This window comes from Mycobacterium heidelbergense (genome assembly GCF_010730745.1).
Taxonomy (GTDB): Bacteria; Actinomycetota; Actinomycetes; order Mycobacteriales; family Mycobacteriaceae; genus Mycobacterium; species Mycobacterium heidelbergense.
In genome coordinates this window covers 3,064,761-3,090,027 of sequence record NZ_AP022615.1, presented here as the reverse complement: position 1 = coordinate 3,090,027, position 25,267 = coordinate 3,064,761, and the positions used below count along the sequence as shown (strand labels likewise).

Here is a 25,267-nt window from a genome sequence, read left to right as displayed (position 1 = left end):
CCGGTCGTCTCGGCGGCATCCGGATCGCGAACTGCTCGGGGTTCTACGGCGACCGGCTGTCGGCCATGCGCGAGATGCTCGGCGGCGGGGGCGTTGACTACCTCACCGGCGACTACCTGGCCGAACTGACCATGCTGATCCTGGGCCGCGACCGGATGAAGCACCCCGAACGCGGCTACGCCAAGACCTTTTTGACCCAACTCGAAGGCTGCCTCGGCGAGGCGCGCGACCGCGGGGTCCGGATCGTCGCCAACGCCGGCGGCCTCAACCCGGCCGGGCTGGCCGACGCGATACGCGCGCTGGCCGAGCGCCTGGGCGTCCCGGCCCGGATCGCCCACGTCGAGGGCGACGACCTGCAGCCCCGCGCGGCGGAACTTGGCCTGGGGACGCCGCTGACCGCCAACGCCTACCTGGGCGCGTGGGGCATCGTCGATTGCCTCAACGCCGGCGCCGACGTCGTCGTCACCGGCCGGGTCACCGATGCCTCGGTCATCGTCGGCGCGGCGGCCGCGCACTTCGGCTGGGGGCGCGCCGACTACAACAAACTCGCCGGCGCCGTGGTCGCCGGCCACGTCATCGAGTGCGGCGTCCAGGCCACCGGCGGCAACTACTCGTTCTTCACCGAAATCCCGGACCTGACCCACGCGGGCTTCCCACTGGCCGAGGTCCACGCCGACGGCTCGTCGGTGATCACCAAGCATCCCAGCACCGGCGGCCTGGTCAGCGTCGACACCGTCACCGCGCAACTGCTCTACGAGATCACCGGCGCCCGCTACCCCAACCCCGACGTCACCGCCCGGATGGACACCATCGAGCTGTCCGCGGACGGCCCCGACCGGGTCCGCATCGCCGGCGTGCTCGGCGAGCCGCCGCCGCCCACGCTGAAGGTGTCGCTGAACAGCATCGGCGGTTTCCGCAACGCGATGACGTTCGTGCTGACCGGCCTGGACATCGAGGCCAAGGCCGAGTTGGTGCGCCGGCAGCTGGAGGCCGCGTTGACCGTCAAGCCCGCCGAGCTGCGGTGGTCCCTGGCCCGCACCGACCACACCGACGCCGACACCGAGGAAGCCGCCAGCGCCCTGCTGCACTGCGTCGTCCGCGACCCCGACCCGGCGAACGTCGGACGCCAATTCTCCTCGGCCGCGGTAGAATTGGCGCTCGCCAGCTATCCGGGCTTTCACGTGACCGCCCCGCCGGGCGACGGTCAGGTCTACGGCGTGTTCACCGCCGGCTACGTCGACGCCGGGCAGGTCCCACACGTCGCCGTGCACGCCGACGGCTCCCGCACCGACATCCCGTGTGCCACCCAAACTTTGGGATTGGCACCGGCTCCCGACCCGCCGTTGCCGGAGCCGCTCCCGTCCGGCCCGGTGGCCAGGGCGCCGCTGGGCCGGATCGCCGGGGCCCGCAGCGGCGACAAGGGCGGATCGGCCAACGTCGGGGTGTGGGTGCGCACCGACGACCAGTGGCGTTGGCTGGCCAACACGTTGACCGTCGAGCTGCTCAAGGAATTGCTGCCCGAGGCCGCGGACTTCGACGTCACCCGCCACGTGCTGCCCAACCTGCGCGCCGTCAACTTCGTCATCGACGGCATCCTGGGCCAGGGTGTCGCCTATCAGGCGCGATTCGATCCCCAGGCCAAGGGGCTGGGCGAATGGCTGCGCGGCCGCTACCTCGACATCCCGGAGATTTTGCTGTGAGCATCTGGACCACGCCCGAGCGCGAACAGTTGCGAAAGACGGTGCGCTCCTTCACCGAACGCGAGATCGTGCCCAACATCGCCGAGTGGGAGCGCACCGGCGACCTGCCGCGCGACCTGCACCGCCGCGCCGGCGCCGCCGGCCTGCTGGGCGCGGGCTTTCCCGAAGCGGTCGGCGGGGGCGGCGGCGACGGCGCGGACTCGGTGATCATCTGCGAGGAAATGCACCAGACCGGCGCACCGGGCGGGGTGTTCGCGTCGCTGTTCACGTGCGGCATCGCGGTGCCGCACATGATCGCATCCGGCGACGCGCGGCTGATCGACACGTTCGTGCGGCCGACGCTGGCCGGCGAGAAGATCGGCGCGCTCGCCATCACCGAGCCCGGCGGCGGTTCCGACGTCGGGCACCTGCGCACCACCGCGGTGTTGGACGGCGACCACTATGTGGTCAACGGCGCCAAGACCTACATCACCTCCGGGGTCCGCGCCGACTACGTGGTCACCGCGGTGCGCACGGGCGGCCCTGGCGCCGCGGGGGTTTCGCTGATGGTGGTCGAGAAGGGCACACCGGGCTTTGAGGTCACCCGCAAGCTGGACAAGATGGGCTGGCGATCGTCTGACACCGCCGAGCTGTCCTACACCGACGCGCGGGTGCCGGCGGCCAACCTCATCGGCGCCGAGAACAGCGGGTTCGCCCAGATCGCCGCGGCATTCGTCGCCGAGCGGATCGGCCTTGCCGCGCAAGCCTATTCGAGCGCACAACGGTGCTTGGACCTGAGCGTCCAGTGGTGCCGCGACCGCGAAACGTTCGGCCGCCCGCTGATATCCCGCCAGTCGGTGCAGAACACCCTGGCCGAGATGGCCCGCCGCATCGACGTCGCGCGGGTGTATGCGCGCAACTTGGTGGAGCGCCAACTGGCCGGGGAGACGAACCTGATCGCGGCGGTGTGCTTCGCCAAGAACACCGCCGTCGAGGCCGGGGAATGGGTGGCCAACCAGGCCGTCCAGTTATTTGGGGGGATGGGCTACATGGCCGAGTCCGAAGTCGAACGCCAATACCGCGACATGCGGATCCTGGGCATCGGCGGCGGAACCACCGAAATCCTGACAGCACTGGCCGCCAAAATCCTTGGGTATCAATCATGATTGCACCCCCTCCTCCTCATCGCTCCGTCCCCCGCAAGCGGGCGGTACCCCCACTGCATCGTCGGTGGTGGCTATGACCATCCTTCGGACGACACTCGACCCGACTTCCCCCGCCTACTCCGACGCGGCGTCGACGGCGACCTCGAGGCTCGACGAGATCGACGCCGAACTCGCCAAGGCGCTTGCGGGGGGCGGCCCCAAGTACGTCGAGCGCCATCACGCCCGCGGCAAGCTGACCGCCCGGGAACGTATCGAGCTGCTCGTCGACCCGGATTCCCCGTTCCTGGAGCTGAGCCCGCTCGCGGCCTATGGCAGCGCCTTCCAGGTCGGCGCCAGCCTCGTCACCGGCATCGGCGCGGTATCGGGCGTGGAGTGCATGATCGTGGCCAACGACCCCACCGTCAAGGGCGGCACCAGCAACCCCTGGACACTTCGAAAGATACTGCGGGCCAACCAGATCGCTTTCGAAAACCGGCTTCCGGTCATTTCCCTGGTGGAATCCGGCGGGGCCGACCTACCCACCCAGAAGGAGGTCTTCATCCCGGGCGGGCGGATGTTCCGCGACCTGACCCGCCTGTCGGCGGCCGGCATCCCCACCATCGCGCTGGTGTTCGGCAACTCCACCGCGGGCGGGGCCTACGTCCCCGGAATGTCGGACCACGTCGTGATGATCAAGGAACGCTCGAAGGTGTTCCTGGCCGGTCCCCCGCTGGTCAAGATGGCCACCGGAGAGGAATCCGACGACGAATCCCTGGGCGGCGCCGAGATGCACGCCCGCATCTCGGGTTTGACCGACTACTTCGCCGTTGACGAACTCGACGCGATCCGGATCGGACGCCGCATCGTCGCCCGGCTCAACTGGGTCAAACAAGGGCCCGCCGCGGCAGCCGTGACCGAGCCGCTGTTCGACGCCGAGGAACTGATCGGCATCGTGCCCGCCGACCTGCGCATCCCGTTCGACCCCCGTGAGGTGATCGCCCGCATCGTCGACGGCTCCGAATTCGACGAATTCAAGGCCTTGTACGGCTCGTCGCTGGTGACCGGCTGGGCCCGGCTGCACGGCTACCCGCTGGGCATCCTGGCCAACGCGCGCGGCGTGCTGTTCAGCGAGGAGTCGCAGAAGGCCACGCAATTCATTCAGCTGGCCAACCGCTCCGACACGCCACTGTTGTTCCTGCACAACACCACCGGCTACATGGTGGGCAAGGACTACGAAGAGGGCGGGATGATCAAGCACGGCTCGATGATGATCAACGCCGTGTCGAACTCGACCGTTCCGCACATCTCGCTGTTGATCGGCGCATCGTACGGAGCGGGCCACTACGGCATGTGCGGGCGCGCCTATGACCCCCGATTCCTGTTCGCCTGGCCGAGCGCCAAGGCCGCGGTGATGGGCGGCGCACAGCTGTCGGGCGTGCTGTCGATCGTTGCCCGCGCGGCCGCCCAGGCCCGCGGGCAACAATATGACGAGGCCGCCGACGCTTCCATGCGAGCCGCGATAGAGGGTCAGATCGAGGCCGAATCGCTGCCGTTGGTCCTGTCCGGGATGCTCTACGACGACGGGGTGATCGACCCGCGCGACACCCGAACCGTGCTGGGAATGTGCTTGTCCGCCATCGCCAATGGCCCGATCAAGGGGACGTCGAACTTCGGCGTCTTCCGGATGTGATGCCTTATGACACCTAAGCCGATCACTCGAGTGCTGGTCGCCAACCGGGGCGAGATCGCCCGCCGGGTGTTCGCTACCTGCCGGCGCCTCGGCCTGGGCACCGTCGCCGTCTACACCGACCCGGACGCCGCCGCGCCGCACGTCGCCGACGCCGACGCGCGCGTGCGGCTGGCCAAGACCAACGACTATCTCAACGCCGAGGCGATCATCGCGGCCGCCCGCGCCGCCGGCGCCGACGCCGTGCACCCCGGCTACGGATTCCTTTCGGAGAACGCCGAATTCGCCGCCGCCGTGCAAGGCTCGGGCCTGACGTGGGTCGGGCCGCCGGTGGATGCGGTGTGCGCGATGGGCTCCAAGATCGAGTCCAAGAAGCTCATGGCCGCCGCCGGGGTGCCGGTGCTCGACGAACTCGACCCCGACACGGTCACCGCGGCGCAGCTGCCCATGCTGGTCAAGGCTTCCGCCGGCGGCGGCGGGCGCGGGATGCGGGTGGCACGCGAATTATCAGAGCTGCCAGACGAAGTCGCGGCGGCGCGCCGCGAGGCGCAGTTGGCGTTCGGTGACCCGACGGTGTTCTGCGAGCGCTACCTGCCGGCCGGACACCACGTCGAGGTCCAGGTCCTCGCCGACACCCACGGCACGGTCTGGGCCGTCGGGGAACGGGAATGCTCCATTCAGCGCCGCCACCAAAAGATCATCGAGGAGGCCCCCTCGCCGCTCGTCGAGCGCATCCCGGGCATGCGGGCCAAGCTGTTCGACGCGGCCCGGCTCGCCGCCGGCGCGATCGGCTACACCGGCGCCGGCACGGTGGAGTTCCTCGCCGACGATAACGGCGAGTTCTACTTCCTGGAGATGAACACCCGACTGCAGGTCGAGCACCCGGTCACCGAGGAAACCACCGGGCTCGACCTCGTCGAACTGCAGCTCGCCATCGCCGAGGGCGGCCGACTCAATACGGAACCTCCCGCCACCCACGGCTATTCGATTGAGGCCCGGCTCTACGCCGAGGATCCCGCGCATGACTGGCAACCACAGGCCGGCGTCGTGCACGCGTTCGAGGTGCCAGCGGCTCGGGCGCAGTTCGGCTCGCTGGGACACCAAACCGGAATACGACTGGACTCCGGCATTGTCACCGGCTCGACGGTGTCGATCCACTACGACCCGATGCTGGCCAAGGTCATCTCCTATGCCCCGACGCGCCATCAATCGGCGCTCGTGCTCGCCGACGCGCTGGCCCGCGCCCGCCTGCACGGCGTGCGCACCAACCGCGAGCTGCTGGTGAACGTCCTGCGGCACCCGGCGTTCCTCGACGGCGCCACGGACACCGCGTTTTTCGACACGCACGGCCTGGCGCAGCTGTCCGCACCGCTGGCCGACGCCACCACGGTCCGGTTGTCGGCCATCGCCGACGCGCTCGCCGACGCCGCGCATAACCGCGCCACGGCGAAGGTGCTCGGCTCGGCACCCAGTGGCTGGCGAAACCTGCCGTCCGGCTACCAGGTCAAGACCTACCGTGACGACGCTGGCGACGAACACCGGGTCGAATACCGTTTCGGCAGAAGCGGTTTGGCGCTCCCCGCTGACCAATCGGTGGGCCTGGTCTCGGCCACGGTGAACGAGGTCGTGCTGAGCGCCGACGGGGTGGATCACAGCTTCTCGGTGCAGCGCTACGACCAGGACGTCTACGTCGATTCGGCGCGCGGCCCCGTTCACCTGATCGCGCTGCCGCGCTTCCCCGAGCCCGGTTCGACCGTCGAAAAGGGCTCCCTGGTGGCGCCCATGCCCGGCAACGTCATCCGGCTGGGCGCCGCGGTCGGCGACACCGTCACCGCCGGCCAGCCATTGGTCTGGCTGGAGGCGATGAAGATGGAGCACACCATCGCCGCGCCGGTCGACGGCGTGCTCGCCGAACTCGACGTGAAGACCGGTCAGCAAGTCGAAGTGGGCGCCGTCCTGGCAAGAGTGGAAGCGCCCCAAGCAGAAGGAGATTCACGGTGACCGACACCAGCTTCATCGAAAACGAGGAGCGCCGCGCCCTGCGCAAGGCGGTGGCCGAATGGGCGTCCAACTACGGCGCCGAGTACTACCTCGAAAAGGCCCGCGCACACGAACACACCACCGAATTATGGGCCGAGGCAGGAAAACTCGGCTTCCTCGGGGTGAATCTGCCCGAGGAGTACGGCGGGGGCGGCGCCGGAATGTACGAGCTGTCGCTGGTGATGGAAGAGATGGCGGCCGCGGGCAGCGCACTGCTGCTGATGGTGGTGTCCCCCGCCATCAACGGCACCATCATCAGCAAGTTCGGCACCGAAGAACAGAAGAAGCGCTGGATTCCGGCCATCGCCGAAGGCTCGCTGACGATGGCGTTCGCGATCACCGAGCCGGACGCCGGATCCAACTCGCACAAGATCACCACCACCGCCCGGTGCGACGGCCGCGACTGGATCCTCAAGGGCCAGAAGGTGTTTATCTCCGGCGTCGACCAGGCGCAGGCGGTGCTAGTGGTGGGTCGCACGGAGGAGGACAAGACGGGCAAGCTGCGCCCGGCGTTGTTCGTGGTGCCCACCGACACGCCCGGCTTCACCTACACGCCAATCGAGATGGAGCTGATCAGCCCCGAGCGCCAGTTCCAGGTGTTCCTCGACGATGTCCGGCTGCCCAGCGACGCGCTGGTCGGGGCCGAGGACGCCGCCATCGCACAGCTTTTCGCCGGTTTGAATCCCGAGCGCATCATGGGCGCGGCCAGCTCGGTGGGCATGGGGCGATTCGCACTGGACAGGGCCGTCGACTACGTCAAGACCCGCCAGGTCTGGTCCACGCCCATCGGCGCCCATCAGGGGCTGTCACATCCGTTGGCGCAGTGCCACATCGAGGTCGAACTGGCCAAGCTGATGATGCAGAAGGCCGCGACGCTCTACGACAACGGCGACGACGCGGGCGCGGCCGAGGCCGCCAACATGGCCAAGTACGCCGCGGCCGAGGCGGCCACCCGGTCGGTCGACCAGGCCGTGCAGTCTTTGGGCGGCAACGGGTTGACCAAGGAGTACGGGGTGGCCGCCATGCTAGCGTCGGCGCGGCTCGGGCGGATCGCCCCGATCAGTCGCGAGATGGTGCTGAACTTCGTCGCGCAGACATCGCTGGGCCTACCCCGAAGCTACTGAAGCCGTACCGATGGAAAATCGTCTCGTCGACTACGCCGGCCCGGCCGATGCCGGAGGCCCATTCGCGCGGCTGACGCTGGACTCTCCGCACAACCGCAACGCGCTGTCCGCCGCCCTGGTGAGCCAGTTGCATCAGGGGCTGCGCGACGCTGCCTCGGATCCGGCGGCGCGCGTGGTGGTTCTGGGCCACACCGGCGGCACCTTCTGCGCTGGAGCGGATCTCTCTGAGAGCTCAGCGGCCGGCGGGGGCGACCCTTTTGACATGGCCGCGGCTCGGGCCCGGGAACTCACGGCGCTATTGCGCACCATCGTCGAGTCGCCGCTGTCGGTGATCGCCGCCGTCGACGGGCACGTCCGGGCCGGCGGGTTCGGCCTAGTCGGTGCCTGCGACATCGCGGTCGCCGGCCCGCGCAGTACCTTTGCGCTAACCGAGGCGCGGATCGGCGTCGCCCCGGCCATCATCTCGCTGACGCTGCTGCCGAAGATGTCGGCGCGCGCGGCGTCGCGCTACTACCTGACCGGTGAGACATTCAATGCGGCGCGGGCCGCCGAAATCGGCTTGGTCACAATGGCGGTCGACGACGTGGAGGCCACGGTGGCGAAGTTGGTCGCCGACGTGAGCCGCGGTTCGCCCCAGGGCCTTGCGGCGTCGAAGGCGCTGACGACCGCCGCGGTGCTCGAAGCGTTCGACCGCGACGCCGAACGGCTCACCGAGGAGTCGGCCCGGCTGTTCGTCTCCGACGAAGCCCGCGAAGGCATGCTGGCGTTCTTGCAGAAGCGCCCGCCCAGTTGGGTGCCCGGCCGAACGGCCAGTACGGACTGACGCAACTCCGACATTGAGCCCGCGCTTAATCGGCTGGGTGTGGACATCCGAGAGCGGGGCGGCGAGCTGGATCGGTTGGTCGAGATCGGTGAGCCCCGCGAGTCGATCACCAAGACCTCCACCACCCCTGTATTCACGAACGGTTGGGTCGGGTCTTTCGGCCAGCATTGTTCGCATGTAGAACTTAAGCGCAGCGTAGGAGGATGGTTGCAGTTTAGCCAACCCACTTGCAGCAAAACGCGTACGTCGTACGCTCGTGGATGATGAGCAACTCGGCGCAGCGCGACGCGAAGGACACGCGTGACGAATCGTCGCGCGCGCCCGACACGGATCGCATCCAGCTTGCGCAGTTGCTGGCGTACGCGGCCGAGCAGGGCCGCCTGCAGCTGAAAGACTACGAGGATCGCCTGACCAGGGCTTACGCGGCGACCACATACGAGGAGCTGGATCAGCTCAGGGCCGACCTGCCGGGTGCGCCGATAAATCTGCGGCGCGGCGGCAAACCCAATCCGGCACCGTCCACGCTGCTGCTGGGCCTGCTGAGCGGATTCGAGCGGCGCGGACGATGGAACGTGCCGAAGAAACTGACGACGTTCAGCTTCTTTGGCAGCGGGGTGGTGGACCTGCGCTACGCCGACTTCACCTCGACCGAGGTCGAGATCCATGCCTACTCGATCATGGGCATGCAGAACATATTGTTGCCGCCCGAAGTCAACGTCGAGATCCACGGCCACGGTGTGATGGGGGGCTTCGACCACAACGTCCGCGGCCAGGGCACGCCCGGCGCACCGAAGGTGAACATCCGCGGCTTCTCGCTGTGGGGCGGTGTGGGCGTCAAGCGCAAAGCCCGCAGGCCCCGCGGGCAGCCGACCGATCAACCCGCCGCGGATGCTCGACCATAGCGGTAGCGGTCAATGACTTCTCCCCAACGCTGCGCGACGACCGCGCGCTGTTCGGCCGTCAGGTTGTAGGTGTTCGTTTCGTAGTCGACGTGGTCGGTAAGGTACTGCCGCAGGCGCGGTCGGTATTGCTCGAAGCCGTCAAGACCCAGATGCTCGTACAGTTGGCGCAATTGTCCCTCGGGATCGCTGATCAGGTCTTCATAGCGCAATTCGTAGAAGCGTGACGGATCAACGAGTTCTCGCCCTTCGTCCACCTTTCGATACAGATCGACATAGGTGGACAGAACCCTCTCGTCCAATCCCTCGAACGTCGGTCGTTGCAAGCTGTGCACGCGGGACAACCTCTTAAGAAGATGGATGCTCGATGGGTAAACGACGTAAGGATCTCGGACGATGTGGATGAACTTCGCTTGCGGAAATACGTCCAGCAGCACCTTGATTCGGAAACTGTGATTCGGGTTTTTGAGGATCACTGTCTTGCGATGGCGGAAGTACACCTGCTGAACGAACCGGAAGAGGATGCGTTTCCATGCCTCCAGTTCTCGCGGTGTCAACCGCTCCAAATCCAAATACCGCTCATGCTGATTCGGCCGGTTCGGAAACGCGAGGGTCAGGTACGGCGACGGCTGGCCCTGCATGCACCATATGAACTCGTCCTCTTGCGGGTGACGCAAGCTCAAATCCATGTTGTCCATGACGCGGTGCTTCGACACCAGAAATCCCAGCAGCGGTGCAATCCGTTCGGTCAGCAGAAAATGCTGTGGCGCAACGCATTCAAAACCCGTGGGGCCGGTATGGCGATCGTCGAGGACCAAGAGTTCGTGCAGCAGGGTGGTGCCGGTGCGCCAGTGCCCAACGATGAAGATCGGCGGATCGGCGATCGCCGTTTTGGCCACTCGCCCGTCGAACACGATCTTCTGCCACAACCCCAGGAAGGAGTTGACGACGCTGACGAGTGTGAAAAGGACGGCGAAGTGCCAGCGGCTGGGGTGCACGGCGAAACGGTTGCGGATCAGCAGGCGCGCCCATGCCGAGAAATTGCAACCGATCCACACCGGCGCCGCCCACTCATGCCACCGGGAAGGTCGAAACGTCAAGCGGGGGGCCCTCATTGCGCGTCGGACACGCTCTATGCGGTCGCGCGGGGCGTAACGGCGACCCGTAGCCGGGTCAGGCCGCGAAGGTTGGCGTTCGTCGTCCACGCCGGCGGCTCGACGACGTCGATCCGGTCGATGTTGGCGACGATCTCGCGCAGGACCGCCTGGCCTTCCATCCGCGCCAGCTGCGTCCCGGGACACGAGTGGATGCCGGAGCCGAACGCGAGATGCCCGGACGGGTTGCGGTCGGCGCGAAAGACATCCGGGTCGTCGAATTGGCGCGGGTCGCGATTGGCCGCACCCCACGCCAGCAGCACCAGAGAGCCCGCCGGGATGACGGCCTCACCGACGGGATAGTCGACGCGCGCTGTGCGGCAGATGTTTTGGACCGGCGACATAAAGCGAAGTTGCTCCTCGATCGCCGACGGGATCAGGTCTGGTCGCTCTGCAAGGAGCTTGAGCTGATCGGGATAGTCGGCCAGCGTGAGGAATAAGGTACTGATCATATTCGCGGTGGTCTCGTAGCCGGCGACCAGCAGCAACACCGCGAACAAGGACAATTCGTCATCGCTGATCCGGCTCTGCTCGGCGTGCGCGGCAAGCTGCCCGAGAATGGTGGACTCCCCCAGCAGCCCGTTGTCGCGTCGGTGGGTGAAGAGCTTGCGCAATCGCCGAAATCCGGTGAAGCCTTGCACCAGCGAAACCAGCCCCGGCACCGACAGCTTGACATCGGTGATGCGAATCGCCTGGTTGGACAAGCGGCAGAACGCGGCCTCGTCGGGTCCCGCTACGCCGAGAACATTGGTGATGGTGCGCATCGGCATCGGTGCGGCCACGGCGGAGACGACGTCCGCGGTCGCCTGGCCCAGCAGCCCGCAAACCAGTTCACGGGCAAGTTCGTCGATCATCGGACGCCAGGACTCCAACGCGCCGCGCGCCATACCCGGTGCCAGTTGCTTGCGCATCCGAGTGTGGACGGGCGGGTCAGAGGTGGGAAGAAAAGGGGGCGCCCCCCGTGACAGGGTGACTCCACCGGCGCTGGACAGCGCGTCGTGGTTGCGCGCGGCCTCGCGGACGTCGGAGTATCTGCTCAAGATGTAGACGTCGCGCTTGGGGTTGTAGTGCACCCGCTCGCCCGCCAAAAGCTCCCGGTAATACGGGTAGGGGTCGCGGGCTATCGCTGGTTTCAAGGGGTCAAAGTCGGTGATCTGCACATGCTTTGGGTCATGGTTGTCGACCAGCTTCGACCGCGCTTTCCTGGCGGCGGTGAGCGCGAGCACTTTTGCCAGCATGGGCGCGCACGCCCGCGCAAGCCGCGCGTCGCGCCTCATCGTCGCGGTCACAGGAAAGCCAACGCGAACTGGCTCGCGATGGCTTGCAAGCTTCTCAGTCAACACGGTCGCACCTTGCGTAACCGGCGCAGGGTACAAGGTGCCGCGCTCGAACGGGTATCCGCCCTCGGCACCCGACCCTGTGCTGCTTCGGGATCGGATAGCGTCGCTGTCATTGCCCCCAGGTCTCAGGCAGATGAGGTTTCGGAACAGTGCAAGACTACCGGCGCGTGTCGAACTGCACGCGATTTCGGGCCACAATCACCTATTCGACAGATGTCAACCCGGTTCGAAGCGAGGTGACGCCGTGGCGCTGACGGAGGTCCTCGATGTCCGCCGACCGGCGCTGGCCAGCATCAAATAGCGGTGGCAAGCTAGAGACCGGCCGGGGCCGGGCTGGGACCGCCACAATGCTTCAATTCCTGCGAAAGGCGAGGTGTGTGAACCAGGTCCGAGTCGGCCTCAGCACTCAGCTCCTCAACTCTCGATATTCCCCGACCGCGCTCCCTCACGCCAACGTGCTGATGGCCACGGCGAGCGGCGTCGACTCCTACTGGGTGGCCGACCACCTCAATTCGCTGTTCCCGCGCTCGATCGCTACGCCGGACTACCTTGGTGTCGCCAAACTCGTCCCGAAGATCGACGCCCAATTCGAACCGTGGACGATGCTCGGATATCTCGCCTCCCGCAACCGCTTTGCACGCCTGCGGCTTGGCATCGGCGTCACGGACGCCAACCGGCGTCATCCGGCGGTCACCGCGCAGGCCGCGGCCACGTTGCATCTCATCACCCGCGGCCGCGCCATCCTCGGCATCGGCGTCGGGGAGCGGGAGGGCAATGAGCCCTACGGGGTGGACTGGACCAAACCCGTGGCGCGCTTCGAAGAGGCGATCGCCACAATCCGCGCGCTGTGGAACTCGCGCGGCGAACCCATCTCGCGTGAGTCGGCGTACTTCCCTTTGCGTAACGCGGTGTTTGACCTGCCGCCCTACCGCGGCAAATGGCCCGAGATATGGATCGCCGCCAAGGGCCCGCGGATGCTGCGAGCCACCGGGCGCTACGCCGACGCCTGGTTCCCCGGGCTGGTTTCGGGGCCCGAAGCCTACGCATCCGGCCTTGTAACTGTGCACACGGCGGCGTCCAACGCCGGGCGGGACCCCGGTTCGATCACGCCGGCGCTCTCGATCTTCGTCGTCACCGGGCGAAGCCGCGACGAGGTCGAGCAGACGCTGAACTCCGATGCCGCGAAAGCCTTCGCGCTCATCATTCCGGGCCAGATGTGGGCCGACCACGGCGTGCAACACCCGCTTGGGCATGACTTCGCCGGCGCCCAGGATCTGATCCCGCAAACGTTAGACGAGCAGACGGTGCTGTCCTACGTCAAAGACGTCCCGGTATCGCTGCTCAAAGATGCGCTGCTGGCCGGGACGCCCGACGAGGTCATCGATCAGGCTGCGCAGTGGCGCGACCACGGGGTGCGCTATCTCGTTGTCAACAATCTCAGCCACCTGCAGCCGACGCTGCGGAAAGGCCTCGCATCTAGCGCACCCTTCTTCAAGATCCTGCGCGGGCTCAAGAGACTGTGACTTCGGCCCACCGCCACCCGTGCGCGCTGGTGGTCCGCCCGTACGTCCGTCGGGGGTGGTGACCAGATGCTGCTGGCGCCGAGTCTGCGCTGGCGGCATCGAGCCTGCGTCCACGGCTAGCTTTTCGCCTCGGGAGCCGCTCCCACCGCAGTCTCGATGCCCGGCCGTTGAGCGGTGGGCCGACGTCGCGCGCCAATCCCGTGCGACAGCCCACCGCGCTTGTCGCTGGTAGGTGGGCAAAGAAGTATGTGCCTCCGAAGCCGGGACGCGAGTGACACCTGTGACCACCACAGCCTCGACACCCCAGCGAACACCCGACAAAGCTAGCGCCGCCGAGACCCCAGGTAGTCCCCCACCACCGCCGCGCCCAGGCCGTCGAGATCGGGCACCACGACCCGCCCCTCGACGCGGCGGGCGACCTGGTCGATGAACCGCGCCAGGCCGGGGTCGCTGCCGAGCCGGAAGATCGTCACCTGCGCACCGAGCCGGGCCATGTCGTCGAATCCGCGCACGGTGTGGGCGATGGTCCGCGGATGCGGCGGGTAATCAAAGAACACCGCCGAGCCGTCGCCGTCGAAGTCCTCCAGGTGAGCGGTCGGCTCACCGTCGGTCACCACCAGCACGACGGGCTGCGCGTTGGGGTGCCGGCGCAGGTGGCGACCCGCCAGTGCCAGCGCGTGATGCAGGTTGGTGCCCTGCTCGTAGACGCCCTCCAGGCCGGTGAGCTCGGCGGCCGTCACCGTCCGGGCGTAGCGGCCAAAGGCGATGATCTGCAAGGCATCCGAGCGAAAGCGCGTGCACACCAGGTGGTTGAGCGCGAGCGCCGTCTGCTTCATCGGCAGCCAGCGATTCTCCATCACCATCGAAAACGAGGTGTCGACCAACAGCGCCACCGCGGCCTGCGTACGGGTCTCGGTCTCCGACACCTCGACGTCGTCGACGGTTATGCGAATCGGGCCGTCGATAGTCGACGTCCCCGCCTGCCGCAGCACCGCGTTGGTCAACGTGCGGGAGATGTTCCACGGCTCGGTGTCCCCGAACTGCCACGGCCGGGTCGCGCCGGTCAGCTCACCGGCGGCGCCCGCGCGCCGATGGTCACGCTCGCCGCGACGGCCGGAAAGCTGTTGCGCCACATCGCGTAACGCCGTCTCCCCCAGCCTGCGCATGGCCTTCGGCGAGAGCCGCCACTGACCGTCGGAACCGCGATCCAGGAAGCCCTGATTGACCAGCGCGCGTTCCAACTCGGCGAGCGTTCGGGCGTCGATGGCGGCCTGATCGCCGAGCTGGCGTGCCAGCGCGTCGAGGTCGACGTCGTCCATGGTGGCACCCGGATAGCTCTGCGAGAGCTGCTCGGCCAGCTGCTCCAGCTCGGCGATGTCGGACAGCGCCTGGGTGCCCTCGCCCATGCCGAACGGATTGTCGCCGGAGAACTCCTGCGAGCCGGTCCAGTCCTCGCCCGGCCGCGCGGCCTGCAGATGCGCGTCGAGCCGATTCAACGCCTGCATCAACGCCGGGGAGCCAAATGCCTGCTGCGCCAAGGCATCCAGCTCGGTGCGCTGCTCCGGGCTCAGGCTGTTGCGGAAGCGTTGCGCGGCCGCGGCGCGCTTGGCCAGCGAATCCAGCAGCTCCTCGACATTGCGCGGGTTCTCCGGGAAGAACTCGCCGTGCTTGTCCATGAAGTCTTGAAAGTCCTGCTGGGTGTCCTCGCCGCGGGCGTGCTTGTCCAGCAGCTCGTTGAGGTCGTCCAGCATCTCGCTGACGCGCTGGCGGTCCTCGTCGGTGGCGCCCTGAAGCGCCTGCTTCATGCCCGCGAAGCGTTGGTCCAGCATCTCGCGGCCGAGTAAATCCCTGATCTGCTCGTACTTTTGGCGCGCCTCGTTGCTGCGCCAGTCGTAGTCGGACAGCTCCTGCACGGCCTTGGCCGGCGACGCCGGCAGCGCGTCCAGCCGCAGTTCGCCGAAGCGGGCGTCGTCGTCCAGCGCGCGGGCCAGCTCCTTGCGCTCGGCCAGCACGGCCTCGTCGAGCAGCTTCTTGACCTCCTGCAGGGTGCCGTCTAAGTTATTGCGGCGCAACAGATCCCGTCGACGCCGGTTGGCCTCGGCCGCCAGCCGGTCGGCCCCGGGCATGTTCTTGGTGCCGCGGCGCAACAGCTCGGATAACGCACGCCGCGGCGAGGTGCCGGCCATCACGTCCTGACCGATCTGTTCGAGAGCCTCGCGCAGATCCACCGGCGGCGCCAGCGGGTCGGGCCCGCCGGTGTACGCCGAGTATCGCGACGAATGGCCTTTAGCCATAGACGGTTTGGCCCTCCCCGGACACCTTGTCGATGCGCTTGGCGAGATACAACGCCTCCAGCGCCAGCTCCAGCGCCGCGGCGCGCTCGCCCTCGGATTCCGCGCCCAGCTTTCTCGCAATGGCGTCCACGACGGGCAGCCCCGGGACCGCGGCCAGCACGTCCTTCGCCGACACCCGCTCCCCCGTCGTCACCGCCGCACCGCCCTCGACCGCGGCCACCAAAGAACCGACGTCGAGGCCGCCCAGCACCCGGGCCGCGGTGTCGGCGGTCGCGCGACGCAACAGGTGTTCCAGCACGGCCTGTTCGCGGCCCTCCTCGCCGGACTCGAATTCCAGCTTGCCGCGCAGCACGTCGATCACCGTGCCCAGGTCGACCACCCGGGCCACCGGGTCGGTCTCCCCCAGCACGGCGCCGCGGTGCCGGGCGGCGGCCGCGACGGTCTCGGCCGCGGCGATCGCGAACCGCGCCGACACCCCGGACCGCTGGTCGACCGAGTTGGACTCCCGCAGGTACCGGGCGAACCGCGCGATCACCTGCATGAGGTAGTCGGGCACCTGCGCGCTCAGGTGCGCTTCCTGAATGATCACGCCCACCTCGGCCTCCAGCTCCAGCGGGTAGTGGGTGCGGATCTCGGCGCCGAACCGGTCCTTGAGCGGGGTGATGATGCGGCCGCGGTTGGTGTAGTCCTCGGGGTTGGCGCTGGCGACCACCAACACGTCCAGCGGCAGCCGCAGCGTGTAGCCGCGGACCTGGATGTCGCGCTCCTCCATGACGTTGAGCATCGACACCTGGATGCGCTCGGCGAGGTCGGGCAGCTCGTTGACCGCGACGATGCCGCGGTGCGCGCGCGGGATCAGCCCGTACGCGATGGTCTCCGGGTCCCCGAGGCTGCGGCCCTCGGCGACCTTGATGGGGTCGATGTCACCGATCAGGTCGGCGACGCTGGTGTCCGGGGTGGCCAGCTTCTCGGTGTAGCGCTCGCTGCGGTGTTTCCACTCGACGGGCAGGTCGTCGCCGAGCTCGTAGGCCCGCCGGATCGACTCCGGCGTGATCGGCCGATACGGATGCTCGCCAAGTTCGGCCCCGGCGATCACGGGTGTCCACTCGTCGAGCAACCCCGCCAGCGCGCGCAGCAGCCGCGTCTTGCCCTGGCCGCGTTCGCCGAGGAGCACGACGTCGTGACCCGCGATCAGCGCCCGCTCCAGCTGGGGCAACACGGTGTCGTCGAAGCCCAGAATGCCCGGCCAGATCTCGTCTCCGGCCGCCAGCGCGGTCAGCAGGTTTTCGCGGATTTCCTGTTTGATACCCCGTTCACGGTGACCGGCGGCGCGCAACTCACCGACGGTGCGGGGCAGATGACTTGGTGATGGCACCACTCCACGCTACGTCGCGTGGCGGATTGGCGTCTGCGCACCGGCGATGACAGTGATTTTCGCGACGCGCGTTCGGCGTGTCGCGTCCGAAGACGTCAGCTGAACGTGGCGGTGGCCTCGGCGTCGCCCGCTTTCCACGTGATCGTGCCGTGCTCGAACGTCGACTTCTTCAGGCCGTCGGGAGTATCCACCTCGTCGCTCGTCGGATAACCCAACTTGCCCTGCGAACCGCCGAGCTGGTTCCACTTATCCCGGATCTTGCCCCACACGACGTAGGCCTGTGTCTTATAAACGATCACGCCGCCGTCGAACTGTTGATAAATGCCACCATCCGGGTTCGTTTGCTGATTGCCCGTCGGGGCGCCCAGATCTTTCCGCGCCTTCTCGTCAAGGGAGTTGTACTTGTCGAGAATCGGCCCCTGAACCGTGTACGCCGTGCCGTTGGCCCCCGTGATCTGGGTCGACGGCGCGGCCGCACTCGCGCTCGTGGTCGCGGAGGAACCGGCGCCTGCGGAGGTCGTCACCGACGACGTCGCGGAGGAACCCGTTGTCTCGTTGGATTTGTTCGCGTGGCCACACCCGGCGCCGATCAGCGCAAACCCTACGATTGCCGCCGAGAATGCCGCTGCTCGTGTTGTCATTGCACGCATCTCATTTCCTCTCGAATTCGGCTAGGACCCGTAGTCGCGAGCCCAAATTCGGATGCTATTGGCCTGTGCGACCGCGTAGCAAGGGTCGGCCCGGGCCCGCCTAATGAGCGAAGTGACGGGCCCCGGTCAGGTACACGGTGACGCCGGCGTTGGCCGCCGCCGCGGTCACCTCGTCGTCGCGGACCGACCCGCCCGGATGCACTATCGCCTTGACCCCGGCGGCGGCCAGCGTCTCGAGTCCGTCGGGAAACGGGAAGAACGCATCGGAGGCCGCGACCGCGCCGCGCACCCGGTCCCCGCCGTGTTCGACGGCCAGCCGGGCGGCGTCGACCCGATTGACCTGACCCATGCCGACGCCGATGGTGGCGCCGTCGGCGGCGATCACGATCGCATTCGACTTGACCGCGCGGCAGGCCCGCCACGCAAAAGCCAAGTCGCTCAACGTCGCCGGGTCCGCCGGTGATCCGGTCGCCAGCGTCCAATTCGCCGGGTTGTCACCGTGCGCGTCGAGCTGGTCGCGCTGCTGCACCAAAAGCCCCCCGCTGACCGGCCGCAGCTCGGTACCGCCGGCCAGCGGCTCGGAGGCCAGCAGCACCCGGATGTTCTTCTTGCGCGTCAACGCGTCGACGGCGCCCGGCGCGTAGGCCGGTGCGACGATCACCTCGGTGAAGATGGTGCTCACGTACTCCGCCATCTCCAGGCTGACTTCGGTGTTCGCCGCGATCACTCCGCCGAAGGCGCTCAGCGGGTCGCATTCGTGCGCCTTGCGGTGGGCGTCGGCGACCGACACCGACGAGATCGCGATCCCACAAGGGTTGGCGTGCTTGATGATTGCCACGCAGGTCTGTTCGTGGTCGAAGGCGGCGCGCCAGGCCGCGTCCGCGTCGGTGAAGTTGTTGTAGGACATCTCTTTTCCGTGCAGCTGCTCGGCCTGCGCCAGGCCCGGCCAGGCGCCGGGGTCGCCGTAGAGCGCGGCCTGCTGGTGCGGGTTCTCGCCGTAGCGCAGCATCGCCGTGCGCCGCCAGCTGCCGGCCAGCCACTGCGGGAACGCCGTGGGCGGATGCTCGGGCGCCAGCGTCGACTCCATCCAGCCGGCGACGGCGATGTCGTACTCCGCGGTGTGCTGAAAGGCCAGCGACGCCAGCCTTTTGCGCTCGGCGAGGGTAAATCCGCCGCTGCGCACCGCGGCGAGCACGCCGTCATACCCACGGGGGTCGGTGACCACCGCCACGCTGGGGTGGTTTTTCGCGGCCGCCCGGACCATCGACGGCCCGCCGATGTCGATCTGCTCGACGCACTCGTCGACGCCGGCGCCGGAGTCGACGGTCTCGCTGAACGGATACAGGTTGACGACGACCAGTTCGAACGCCGCGATGCCGAGCTGTTCGAGCGCCGCGGCGTGCTCGGGTTTGCGGAGATCGGCGAGCAGGCCGGCGTGCACCCGCGGGTGCAGCGTCTTGACCCGGCCGTCGAGCACCTCGGGGAAGCCGGTCAGCTCCTCCACGCGAGTCACGGGAATCCCTTTGTCGGCAATGGTTTTCGCTGTTGATCCGGTCGAGACGATCTCCACACCCCCCGCGGTCAGCCCCTGGGCGAGGTCTATCAGCCCGGTCTTGTCGTACACGCTGATCAGCGCGCGGCGAATGGTCCTTCTTGACTCGTCGGTGCTCATCGTATGGTCGCCTTTCGTCCGATCGTCGCTTTGCGTCCCGTCAACGTCACGCCGCCGGTCGCGATCGCGGCGACCACGTCGACCAGCAGCTGTCGTTCGGTGACTTTGATGCGTTCATGCAGGGTCTCTTCGTTGTCGCCGTCGAGCACCGGAACGGATTGCTGCGCCAGGATCGGCCCGGTGTCCGTGCCGGCGTCTACCAGGTGCACCGTACAGCCCGTGACCTTCACGCCGTAGGCCAGCGCGTCGGCCACGCCGTGCGCGCCGGCAAAGGCGGGCAGCAGGGCCGGATGGGTATTGATGATCCTGCCGTAGAACCGTGAAAGAAACTGTGGCCCAAGGATTTTCATGAACCCGGCGGACACCACCAGATCCGGCGAGTGGGCGGCGGTGGCCTCGGTGATGGCCGCGTCCCAGGCGTCGCGGTCGGGATGATCGGCGAGCCGGACGGTGAAGGTCGGCACCGACGCGGACTCGGCGATCTCGGTGGCCAGGCAGTCGCGGTCGGCACCGACGGCCACCACCCGGGCCGGGTAGTTATCGACCGCGGCGTCGAGCAGCGACGCCAGCAGCGAGCCGGTGCCGGAGGCCAGCACCACCACCCGCGCCGGCGCGCTCGGGGGCACGTGGAGCGGTTCTGACACATCGCGAGCCTAGTCGGGCGCACCGCCGCGCCGGAACGGCACGCTGAGAAGCCCGACAATCAGATCCAGTCGAGCGCACCGCCGCGTTGATTCTGCGTCCACCAGGCAAAAGTGCGAGTAGAGACCCTGGTCAGCGCAGAATCAACGTCGTCACCAGCTCCAGCGGCTCACTCGGACCGCGACTCGGGTTCCTCGGGCGGCGACTCGTCGTCGTCCGCCACCTCCGCCGAGGCCGCCACCTCCCCCTCCGCGGCGGAGTCACCCGTGGGCTCGTCGGGCTCGTCGGGCGAGTCGCCCGGCTCGTCGAAAAGCGCCGCGAAGTCCGCGGGTTCATCCCCCGCTGGGGTAGGCGCGGGTGAGGGCCGTTTGGGCCTTCTGAATCGCCTGGGGCTGATCCCGCCGGCCAGCGCCACCGTGGTCCAGCCGACGACCGCGAACCAGAAGAAGACGCCGATCAGCAAGGCCCCCTGGTCGACGCCGACATGGCCGAAATTGCCCAGCCGGCCGCTCCCGCCGTACGCGAGCAATGACATCACCAACGCGCCCGTGACCGAGGCGACCAGCAGTTTGGCCATCGCCGGAAGCAGCGGCAGCGGATGCCGGGCGCACTGCTGCCCCACCGCCACGCCGGACGACGCGCCGATGATGAGCAGCGCGACCCACACCGGCCCCAGCGGCGGCGTGGGGGCGGCGGCCAGGATCGGCAGCGCGGGGATATCGCCGCCGAAGACGGTGAACGAACTGAACGTCGCGAAGCCGAGATGGGCGCTGGACCCGACGGCCATCGCCGACGTGCCGACGATGACGTTGGGCGCGTACAACACGGACAGCACGGTGAGGCTGAATTGCCCGAAGATCGAATCGGTGATCCCGTAGAGCTCCTGCATCGTCGCCCAGTGCACGACCAGCGACCCCGCGGTCACGAGGCCGGACAGCCCGACCAGCGCCAACACGCCGGCCACCGAGGCGCGCAGGGAATCGCCGAGCCAATTGGGCAGCGACGACACCGCCAACGCCCGTCGTCCCACCCGCGACCACACGCCGATCGCCGCGCCGATGGCGTGCACCACCAGCACGCTCACGAACGCGCGCAGGGCGTTGGGCGTCTGCAGCTCGGTGATCACCGACGACGCGTCATGGATGACCGCCAGGGCAATCGCGGTGATCAGCAGGGGTCCGCCCAGCGCCGACGCGATCACCCAGCGGACCACCAGCCACGACGAGCGCGGGGAGGTGGCGCGGGCGCTGCTGCGCGCGGTGCCCCACACCATCAACAGGACCGGCAACAGCGGCATCACGCCCAGCTCGCGGCCACCGATCGAGACCGGCACCTGGTGCACCGCGAGCCACAAGCTGGCGATGGCCCCCAGCGCGCCGGTCATGTCGCTGTTGGCGATCAGCAACTGAAGCAACGTGATCGCGGCGATGACGCCCAACGCCACAATGGCCGGCCCGAACGCCACCCGGACAAGGTCGCGCGCCTGGCGAGCGCCCGCCGCCCGGTTGTCCGCGCTTTCCGACACCCTTTTCACTCTCGGCGCACGTGCCCGATTACGCGCGATGGCGCGCGGTTAGACCGGCGCCGGCCCAGACGGCCCAGACGGCGACTGCTGCTGGTCCTGGCCCCCGCTCTGGCTTGAGTAGTCGGCGGGAGCCGAACCCGCCTGAGACTCCGTGCCGCTCGGCGGCGGACCGAAGCTGGGGAAGCCGGTGGGCGGCGTGGACGGTCCCTGGGGCTGGGCCGGCTGGGGCCCCGACTGCGGCGACGGCTGGGCGCCGAATCCACCGGTCGGCGCGGTCTGAGTGGGCGCCTGATTCGACGGGTAACCGCCGTACTGCGACCCGTACCCGGAAGGCTGCGGCGCATGGTGTCCCGCGTGCTGCTGGGCGCCCGGCTGACCGTAATACGGCTGCTGTCCGTACTGCCCGTATTGCCCGTACTGGCCATACTGCGCGTAGGGGTCGTACTTGGGCCGCGGTGCGGGCGCGGTGATGACGCCGGCGTCCAGCAGCAGCGCGCCGATGGCGGCGAGCGCCTGGAAGATGCTGCAACCCACCAAGGGCCACATCGCCCAGCCGATCGCGAAACCGGCGGGCGTGTTGACCGTCTCGGTGATGGCCAGCAGCGCGCCCAGCACCGCGATCACCGCGACGATTCCCACATGGCTTTTCGCCTTGGGCAGCAAGCCCAGCGCGGCGAGCAGCGCGGCCAGCACCGCAATGATGACCGCGGTGCCGGCATCGCCGGCGCGTCCACCGCCCGGACCGAGGTCGGCGGCGATCGTGAAGGTCGGCCCGAAATTGAGGAGATACACCGCCAGGCCGAGCACCACCACCGCGACGCTCAACACCAGCGGAAGCTTGCTTTCGCCGTCGTCGGTCTTGGCGAACGACGGTGTGGCGCCTGCATAGGAGCCGCCGGGCTGCGCGGGTTGATATCCGGGACTACCGGGCGAGTAGGTCATGACTCCTCCTGTTGCTTCCAGTGCCGTCGCGCCACAGCGCAGTGCGACGCTGTGCTTCCAGGCGCGCCGCTTCCGAAAACGCCTTCCAGTTCTTGCGTTGCGACGCGATCGACCAACCACGCTAGCGCACGTTCGGGTGGCCCCGCCGGGGCGACAGGCCGCCGGCGCGACCAGCGACGACCCCCGTCGCGGATCCGCGTCGAGATCCCCGGCGGCACAGCAGCTTGCCCCGCACAGGTAGAACACGTTCTAATTCAGGGCATGGATTACGGGCTTGTGCTTTTCACCAGCGATCGTGGCGTTTCCCCGGCGGCAGCCGCCAAGCTTGCCGACGATCACGGCTTCCAGACGTTTTACGTGCCAGAACACACGCACATCCCGGTCAAGCGTGAGGCGGCGCACCCGACGACCGGTGACGCGTCGCTGCCGGACGACCGCTACATGCGCACGCTGGACCCATGGGTGAGCCTGGGCGCGGCGTGCGCCGTGACGTCGCGGGTGCGGCTCTCGACCGCGGTGGCGCTGCCCGTCGAGCACGACCCGATCACGTTGGCGAAAAGCATCGCCACCCTTGACCACCTGTCCGGCGGCCGCGTCAGCCTCGGCGTTGGATTCGGGTGGAACACCGACGAACTCGCCGACCACGGCGTGCCACCCGGGCGGCGGCGCACGATGTTGCGCGAGTACATCGAGGCGATGCGGGCGTTGTGGACGCAGGAGGAGGCGGCCTACGACGGCGAGTTCGTCAAGTTCGGGCCCAGCTGGGCCTGGCCCAAGCCGACGCAGTCACACATCCCGGTGCTGGTGGGCGCCGCGGGCAACGAGAAGAACTTCAAGTGGATCGCGCGCAGCGCCGACGGCTGGATCACCACCCCGCGCGACTTCGACATCGACGAGCCGGTGAAGTTGCTGCAGGACACCTGGGCGGCCGCGGGCCGCGACGGCGCTCCGCAGATCGTGGCCCTGGACTTCAAGCCGGTGCCCGAAAAGCTGGCGCACTGGGCCCAGCTCGGCGTGACCGAGGTGCTGTTCGGCCTGCCGGACCGCACCGAGGACGAGGTCGCCGCCTACGTCGAGCGCCTGGCCGGCAAGCTCGCCGCCATGGTGTAGCGCGAGCAGCTATCTGGGGGGCTGAGGCCCCGCCGTGGGGGATGAAAATTTGGTGGTGTCGTTCGGCGTGGCTAGGTGGTTGCTTGGCGTGCTGGCGGGGTTGACGCTGGAGGGGTGTTTCGGTGGATCCCGTTGCGTCTGTGTTGTCGTGAGCACGCCGAGCAGCTTGGGACGAAGGGTACCCCGTGGTTGTGCGGGGGCCGTGGTTTGTTGCCTGTGAGCACGCGAGTGAGACTCCTGTTTGTTTTCACTCTTCCCGGAACACGCTGATTAACAACAGGTTCTAGATGATGAGGTGATTGATCATGGAGGTGGTCCATCGGCGGTGTGCAGGCCTTGATGTTTCCAAGAAGGACGCCAAGGTCTGTGTCCGGGTTCAGGGTCAGGGTCGGCGCGCCACCACGACGACGGTGAGCACGTGGGTTCGACCACCAGCCAGATCCTGGCGTTGCGCGAGCATCTGCTGGCTGAGCAGGTCAGCTGTGTGGTGATCGAATCGACGTCGGATTATTGGAAGCCGTTTTACTACCTGCTTGAAGATGCGCTGCCGGTGATCTTGGCCAACGCTAAGGCGGTGCGTAATGTGCCTGGCCGCAAGACCGATGTCTCGGATGCGATGTGGCTGGCTGACCTGGGCGCACACGGGCTGGTACGCGCCTCGTTCGTGCCGCCGCAGCCGATTCGGGAGTTACGCGATCTGACGCGGGCGCGCACCATGATCACCCGGGCGCGTACCAAGGAGATTCAGCGGCTAGAGAAACTGCTCGAAGACGCCGGGATCAAACTGTCGGCGGTGGCCTCTGACATCGTCGGGGTCTCCGGGCGGGCGATGCTCGAGGCGCTGATCGCCGGGCAGCGCGATCCGGCGGTGCTGGCTGATCTGGCCAAACAACGGCTGCGGGAGAAGATCCCCGCGCTCACCGAGGAGCTGCGCGGGCGGTTTAACGACCATCACGCGTTCATGACGCGGTTGTATCTGGATCGCATCGACGCCCACGACGCCGACGTCGCCCGCCTAGATGAACGCATCGAGGAGGCGATCCAACCCTTTCAAGCCATCCGGGAGTTACTCATGAGCATCCCGGGCTTTTCGACGATCGTGGCCGATGTGTTCATCGCCGAGACCGGCGCGGACATGAGCGTGTTTCCCACTGCGGCGCACCTGGCGTCGTGGGCTGGGGTGGTGCCCGGTTGCAACGAATCAGCGGGCCGGGTCAAATCAGCGGCCACCCGAGCGGGCAACCGCTACCTCAAAGCCGCCCTCGGGGTCGCGGCCCTCTCGGCGGCCCGCAGCAAAGACACCTACTACAACGCCCGCTACCGACGCATCGCCGGCAGCCGCCCACCCCAGCCAAAACGCAGGAACAGAACCAAAGCCCAGCACAGCTCACCAGCGGGCATGATCGCCCTGGTCGCCCTGGAACACAAGATGCTCACCGACGCCTACAACATGCTGATCAACGGCGCTTTCTACCGCGACCCCGGCCCCGGCTACTACACCCGCCACCACCCCAGCAAGACCAAGGCCAACGCCATCAAGCAGCTCGAAGCCCTGGGATACAACGTCATCCTCGAACCACTCACCGAAGTCGCCTAACACCAGGGGCCAGCGACTCACCCGCTTCGGGTCACCACATTTTCGA

At 67.8% G+C, this 25,267-nt stretch carries 17 protein-coding genes and 2 pseudogenes; 10 read left to right on the top strand and 9 right to left on the bottom strand.

Annotated elements, in window-relative coordinates; translation table 11 throughout:
* Positions 1-17: 17 nt before the first annotated feature.
* The 7 genes from G6N25_RS14635 (at position 18) to G6N25_RS14605 (ending at position 9,400) form a co-directional block, all read left to right on the top strand.
* Positions 18-1,700: an acyclic terpene utilization AtuA family protein gene (locus G6N25_RS14635; RefSeq protein ID WP_142272590.1), complete on the top strand. Its 1,683-nt coding sequence runs from the start codon at positions 18-20 to the stop codon at positions 1,698-1,700.
* Complete coding sequence (locus G6N25_RS14630; RefSeq protein ID WP_083073647.1) at positions 1,697-2,845, top strand: acyl-CoA dehydrogenase family protein; 1,149 nt, start codon at positions 1,697-1,699, stop codon at positions 2,843-2,845. Before G6N25_RS14635 ends, G6N25_RS14630 begins: the two co-directional genes overlap by 4 nt.
* Before the next feature lie 79 nt (positions 2,846-2,924).
* Positions 2,925-4,514: an acyl-CoA carboxylase subunit beta gene (locus tag G6N25_RS14625; protein WP_142272591.1), complete on the top strand. Its 1,590-nt coding sequence runs from the start codon at positions 2,925-2,927 to the stop codon at positions 4,512-4,514.
* Between the two features lie 6 nt (positions 4,515-4,520).
* Positions 4,521-6,512 carry an acetyl/propionyl/methylcrotonyl-CoA carboxylase subunit alpha gene (locus tag G6N25_RS14620; RefSeq protein ID WP_083073649.1) on the top strand — a complete coding sequence of 664 codons (1,992 nt, stop codon included), beginning with the start codon at positions 4,521-4,523 and terminating at the stop codon, positions 6,510-6,512.
* Complete coding sequence (locus G6N25_RS14615) at positions 6,509-7,675, top strand: acyl-CoA dehydrogenase family protein (protein ID WP_083073650.1); 1,167 nt, start codon at positions 6,509-6,511, stop codon at positions 7,673-7,675. The genes G6N25_RS14620 and G6N25_RS14615 overlap by 4 nt, the downstream gene beginning before the upstream one ends.
* A gap of 10 nt (positions 7,676-7,685) precedes the next feature.
* Positions 7,686-8,498 carry an enoyl-CoA hydratase family protein gene (locus tag G6N25_RS14610; RefSeq protein WP_083073651.1) on the top strand — a complete coding sequence of 271 codons (813 nt, stop codon included), beginning with the start codon at positions 7,686-7,688 and terminating at the stop codon, positions 8,496-8,498.
* 263 nt (positions 8,499-8,761) lie between these two features.
* On the top strand, positions 8,762-9,400 hold the full coding sequence (locus tag G6N25_RS14605) for a DUF1707 SHOCT-like domain-containing protein (protein ID WP_083073652.1): 639 nt from the start codon (positions 8,762-8,764) through the stop codon (positions 9,398-9,400).
* Here the strand turns inward: G6N25_RS14605 and G6N25_RS14600 are convergent.
* Together G6N25_RS14600 and G6N25_RS14595 are read right to left on the bottom strand one after the other, a co-directional pair.
* Positions 9,373-10,512 carry a sulfotransferase family protein gene (locus G6N25_RS14600; RefSeq protein ID WP_083073653.1) on the bottom strand — a complete coding sequence of 380 codons (1,140 nt, stop codon included), beginning with the start codon at positions 10,510-10,512 and terminating at the stop codon, positions 9,373-9,375. The two genes, G6N25_RS14605 and G6N25_RS14600, sit on opposite strands and share 28 nt — an antisense overlap.
* Before the next feature lie 17 nt (positions 10,513-10,529).
* Positions 10,530-11,849: pseudogene (locus G6N25_RS14595) on the bottom strand (cytochrome P450); the annotation flags it as partial.
* Between the two features lie 419 nt (positions 11,850-12,268).
* Here G6N25_RS14595 and G6N25_RS14590 point away from each other — a divergent pair.
* Complete coding sequence (locus G6N25_RS14590; RefSeq protein WP_232065807.1) at positions 12,269-13,414, top strand: LLM class flavin-dependent oxidoreductase; 1,146 nt, start codon at positions 12,269-12,271, stop codon at positions 13,412-13,414.
* 323 nt (positions 13,415-13,737) lie between these two features.
* Here G6N25_RS14590 and G6N25_RS14585 read toward each other — a convergent pair whose 3' ends face one another.
* From G6N25_RS14585 to G6N25_RS14555, 7 genes are all read right to left on the bottom strand, one after another.
* Positions 13,738-15,708 (bottom strand): vWA domain-containing protein, encoded by a 1,971-nt coding sequence (locus tag G6N25_RS14585; protein WP_083073655.1) that lies wholly within the window; start codon positions 15,706-15,708, stop codon positions 13,738-13,740.
* Positions 15,701-17,086, bottom strand: a complete 1,386-nt coding sequence (locus tag G6N25_RS14580; protein WP_083073656.1) for a sigma 54-interacting transcriptional regulator — start codon at positions 17,084-17,086, stop codon at positions 15,701-15,703. Before G6N25_RS14580 ends, G6N25_RS14585 begins: the two co-directional genes overlap by 8 nt.
* A 92-nt stretch (positions 17,087-17,178) precedes the next feature.
* Positions 17,179-17,733 carry an LGFP repeat-containing protein gene (locus tag G6N25_RS23530; protein WP_169924616.1) on the bottom strand — a complete coding sequence of 185 codons (555 nt, stop codon included), beginning with the start codon at positions 17,731-17,733 and terminating at the stop codon, positions 17,179-17,181.
* A gap of 100 nt (positions 17,734-17,833) precedes the next feature.
* Complete coding sequence (gene purH / locus G6N25_RS14570; protein WP_083073657.1) at positions 17,834-19,405, bottom strand: bifunctional phosphoribosylaminoimidazolecarboxamide formyltransferase/IMP cyclohydrolase; 1,572 nt, start codon at positions 19,403-19,405, stop codon at positions 17,834-17,836.
* Complete coding sequence (gene purN, locus G6N25_RS14565; protein WP_083073658.1) at positions 19,402-20,049, bottom strand: phosphoribosylglycinamide formyltransferase; 648 nt, start codon at positions 20,047-20,049, stop codon at positions 19,402-19,404. Before purN ends, purH begins: the two co-directional genes overlap by 4 nt.
* 167 nt (positions 20,050-20,216) lie before the next feature.
* Positions 20,217-21,581: a cell division protein PerM gene (locus G6N25_RS14560; RefSeq protein WP_083073659.1), complete on the bottom strand. Its 1,365-nt coding sequence runs from the start codon at positions 21,579-21,581 to the stop codon at positions 20,217-20,219.
* Between the two features lie 39 nt (positions 21,582-21,620).
* Positions 21,621-22,514, bottom strand: coding sequence for a DUF5336 domain-containing protein (locus G6N25_RS14555; protein WP_083073660.1), 894 nt, complete (start codon positions 22,512-22,514; stop codon positions 21,621-21,623).
* A gap of 261 nt (positions 22,515-22,775) precedes the next feature.
* Between G6N25_RS14555 and G6N25_RS14550 the strand changes: the two genes are divergently transcribed.
* Together G6N25_RS14550 and G6N25_RS14545 are read left to right on the top strand one after the other, a co-directional pair.
* Complete coding sequence (locus G6N25_RS14550) at positions 22,776-23,624, top strand: LLM class F420-dependent oxidoreductase (RefSeq protein ID WP_083073661.1); 849 nt, start codon at positions 22,776-22,778, stop codon at positions 23,622-23,624.
* A 305-nt stretch (positions 23,625-23,929) separates the two neighbouring features.
* Positions 23,930-25,221, top strand: a pseudogene (locus G6N25_RS14545) (IS110 family RNA-guided transposase).
* Positions 25,222-25,267 lie beyond the last annotated feature (46 nt).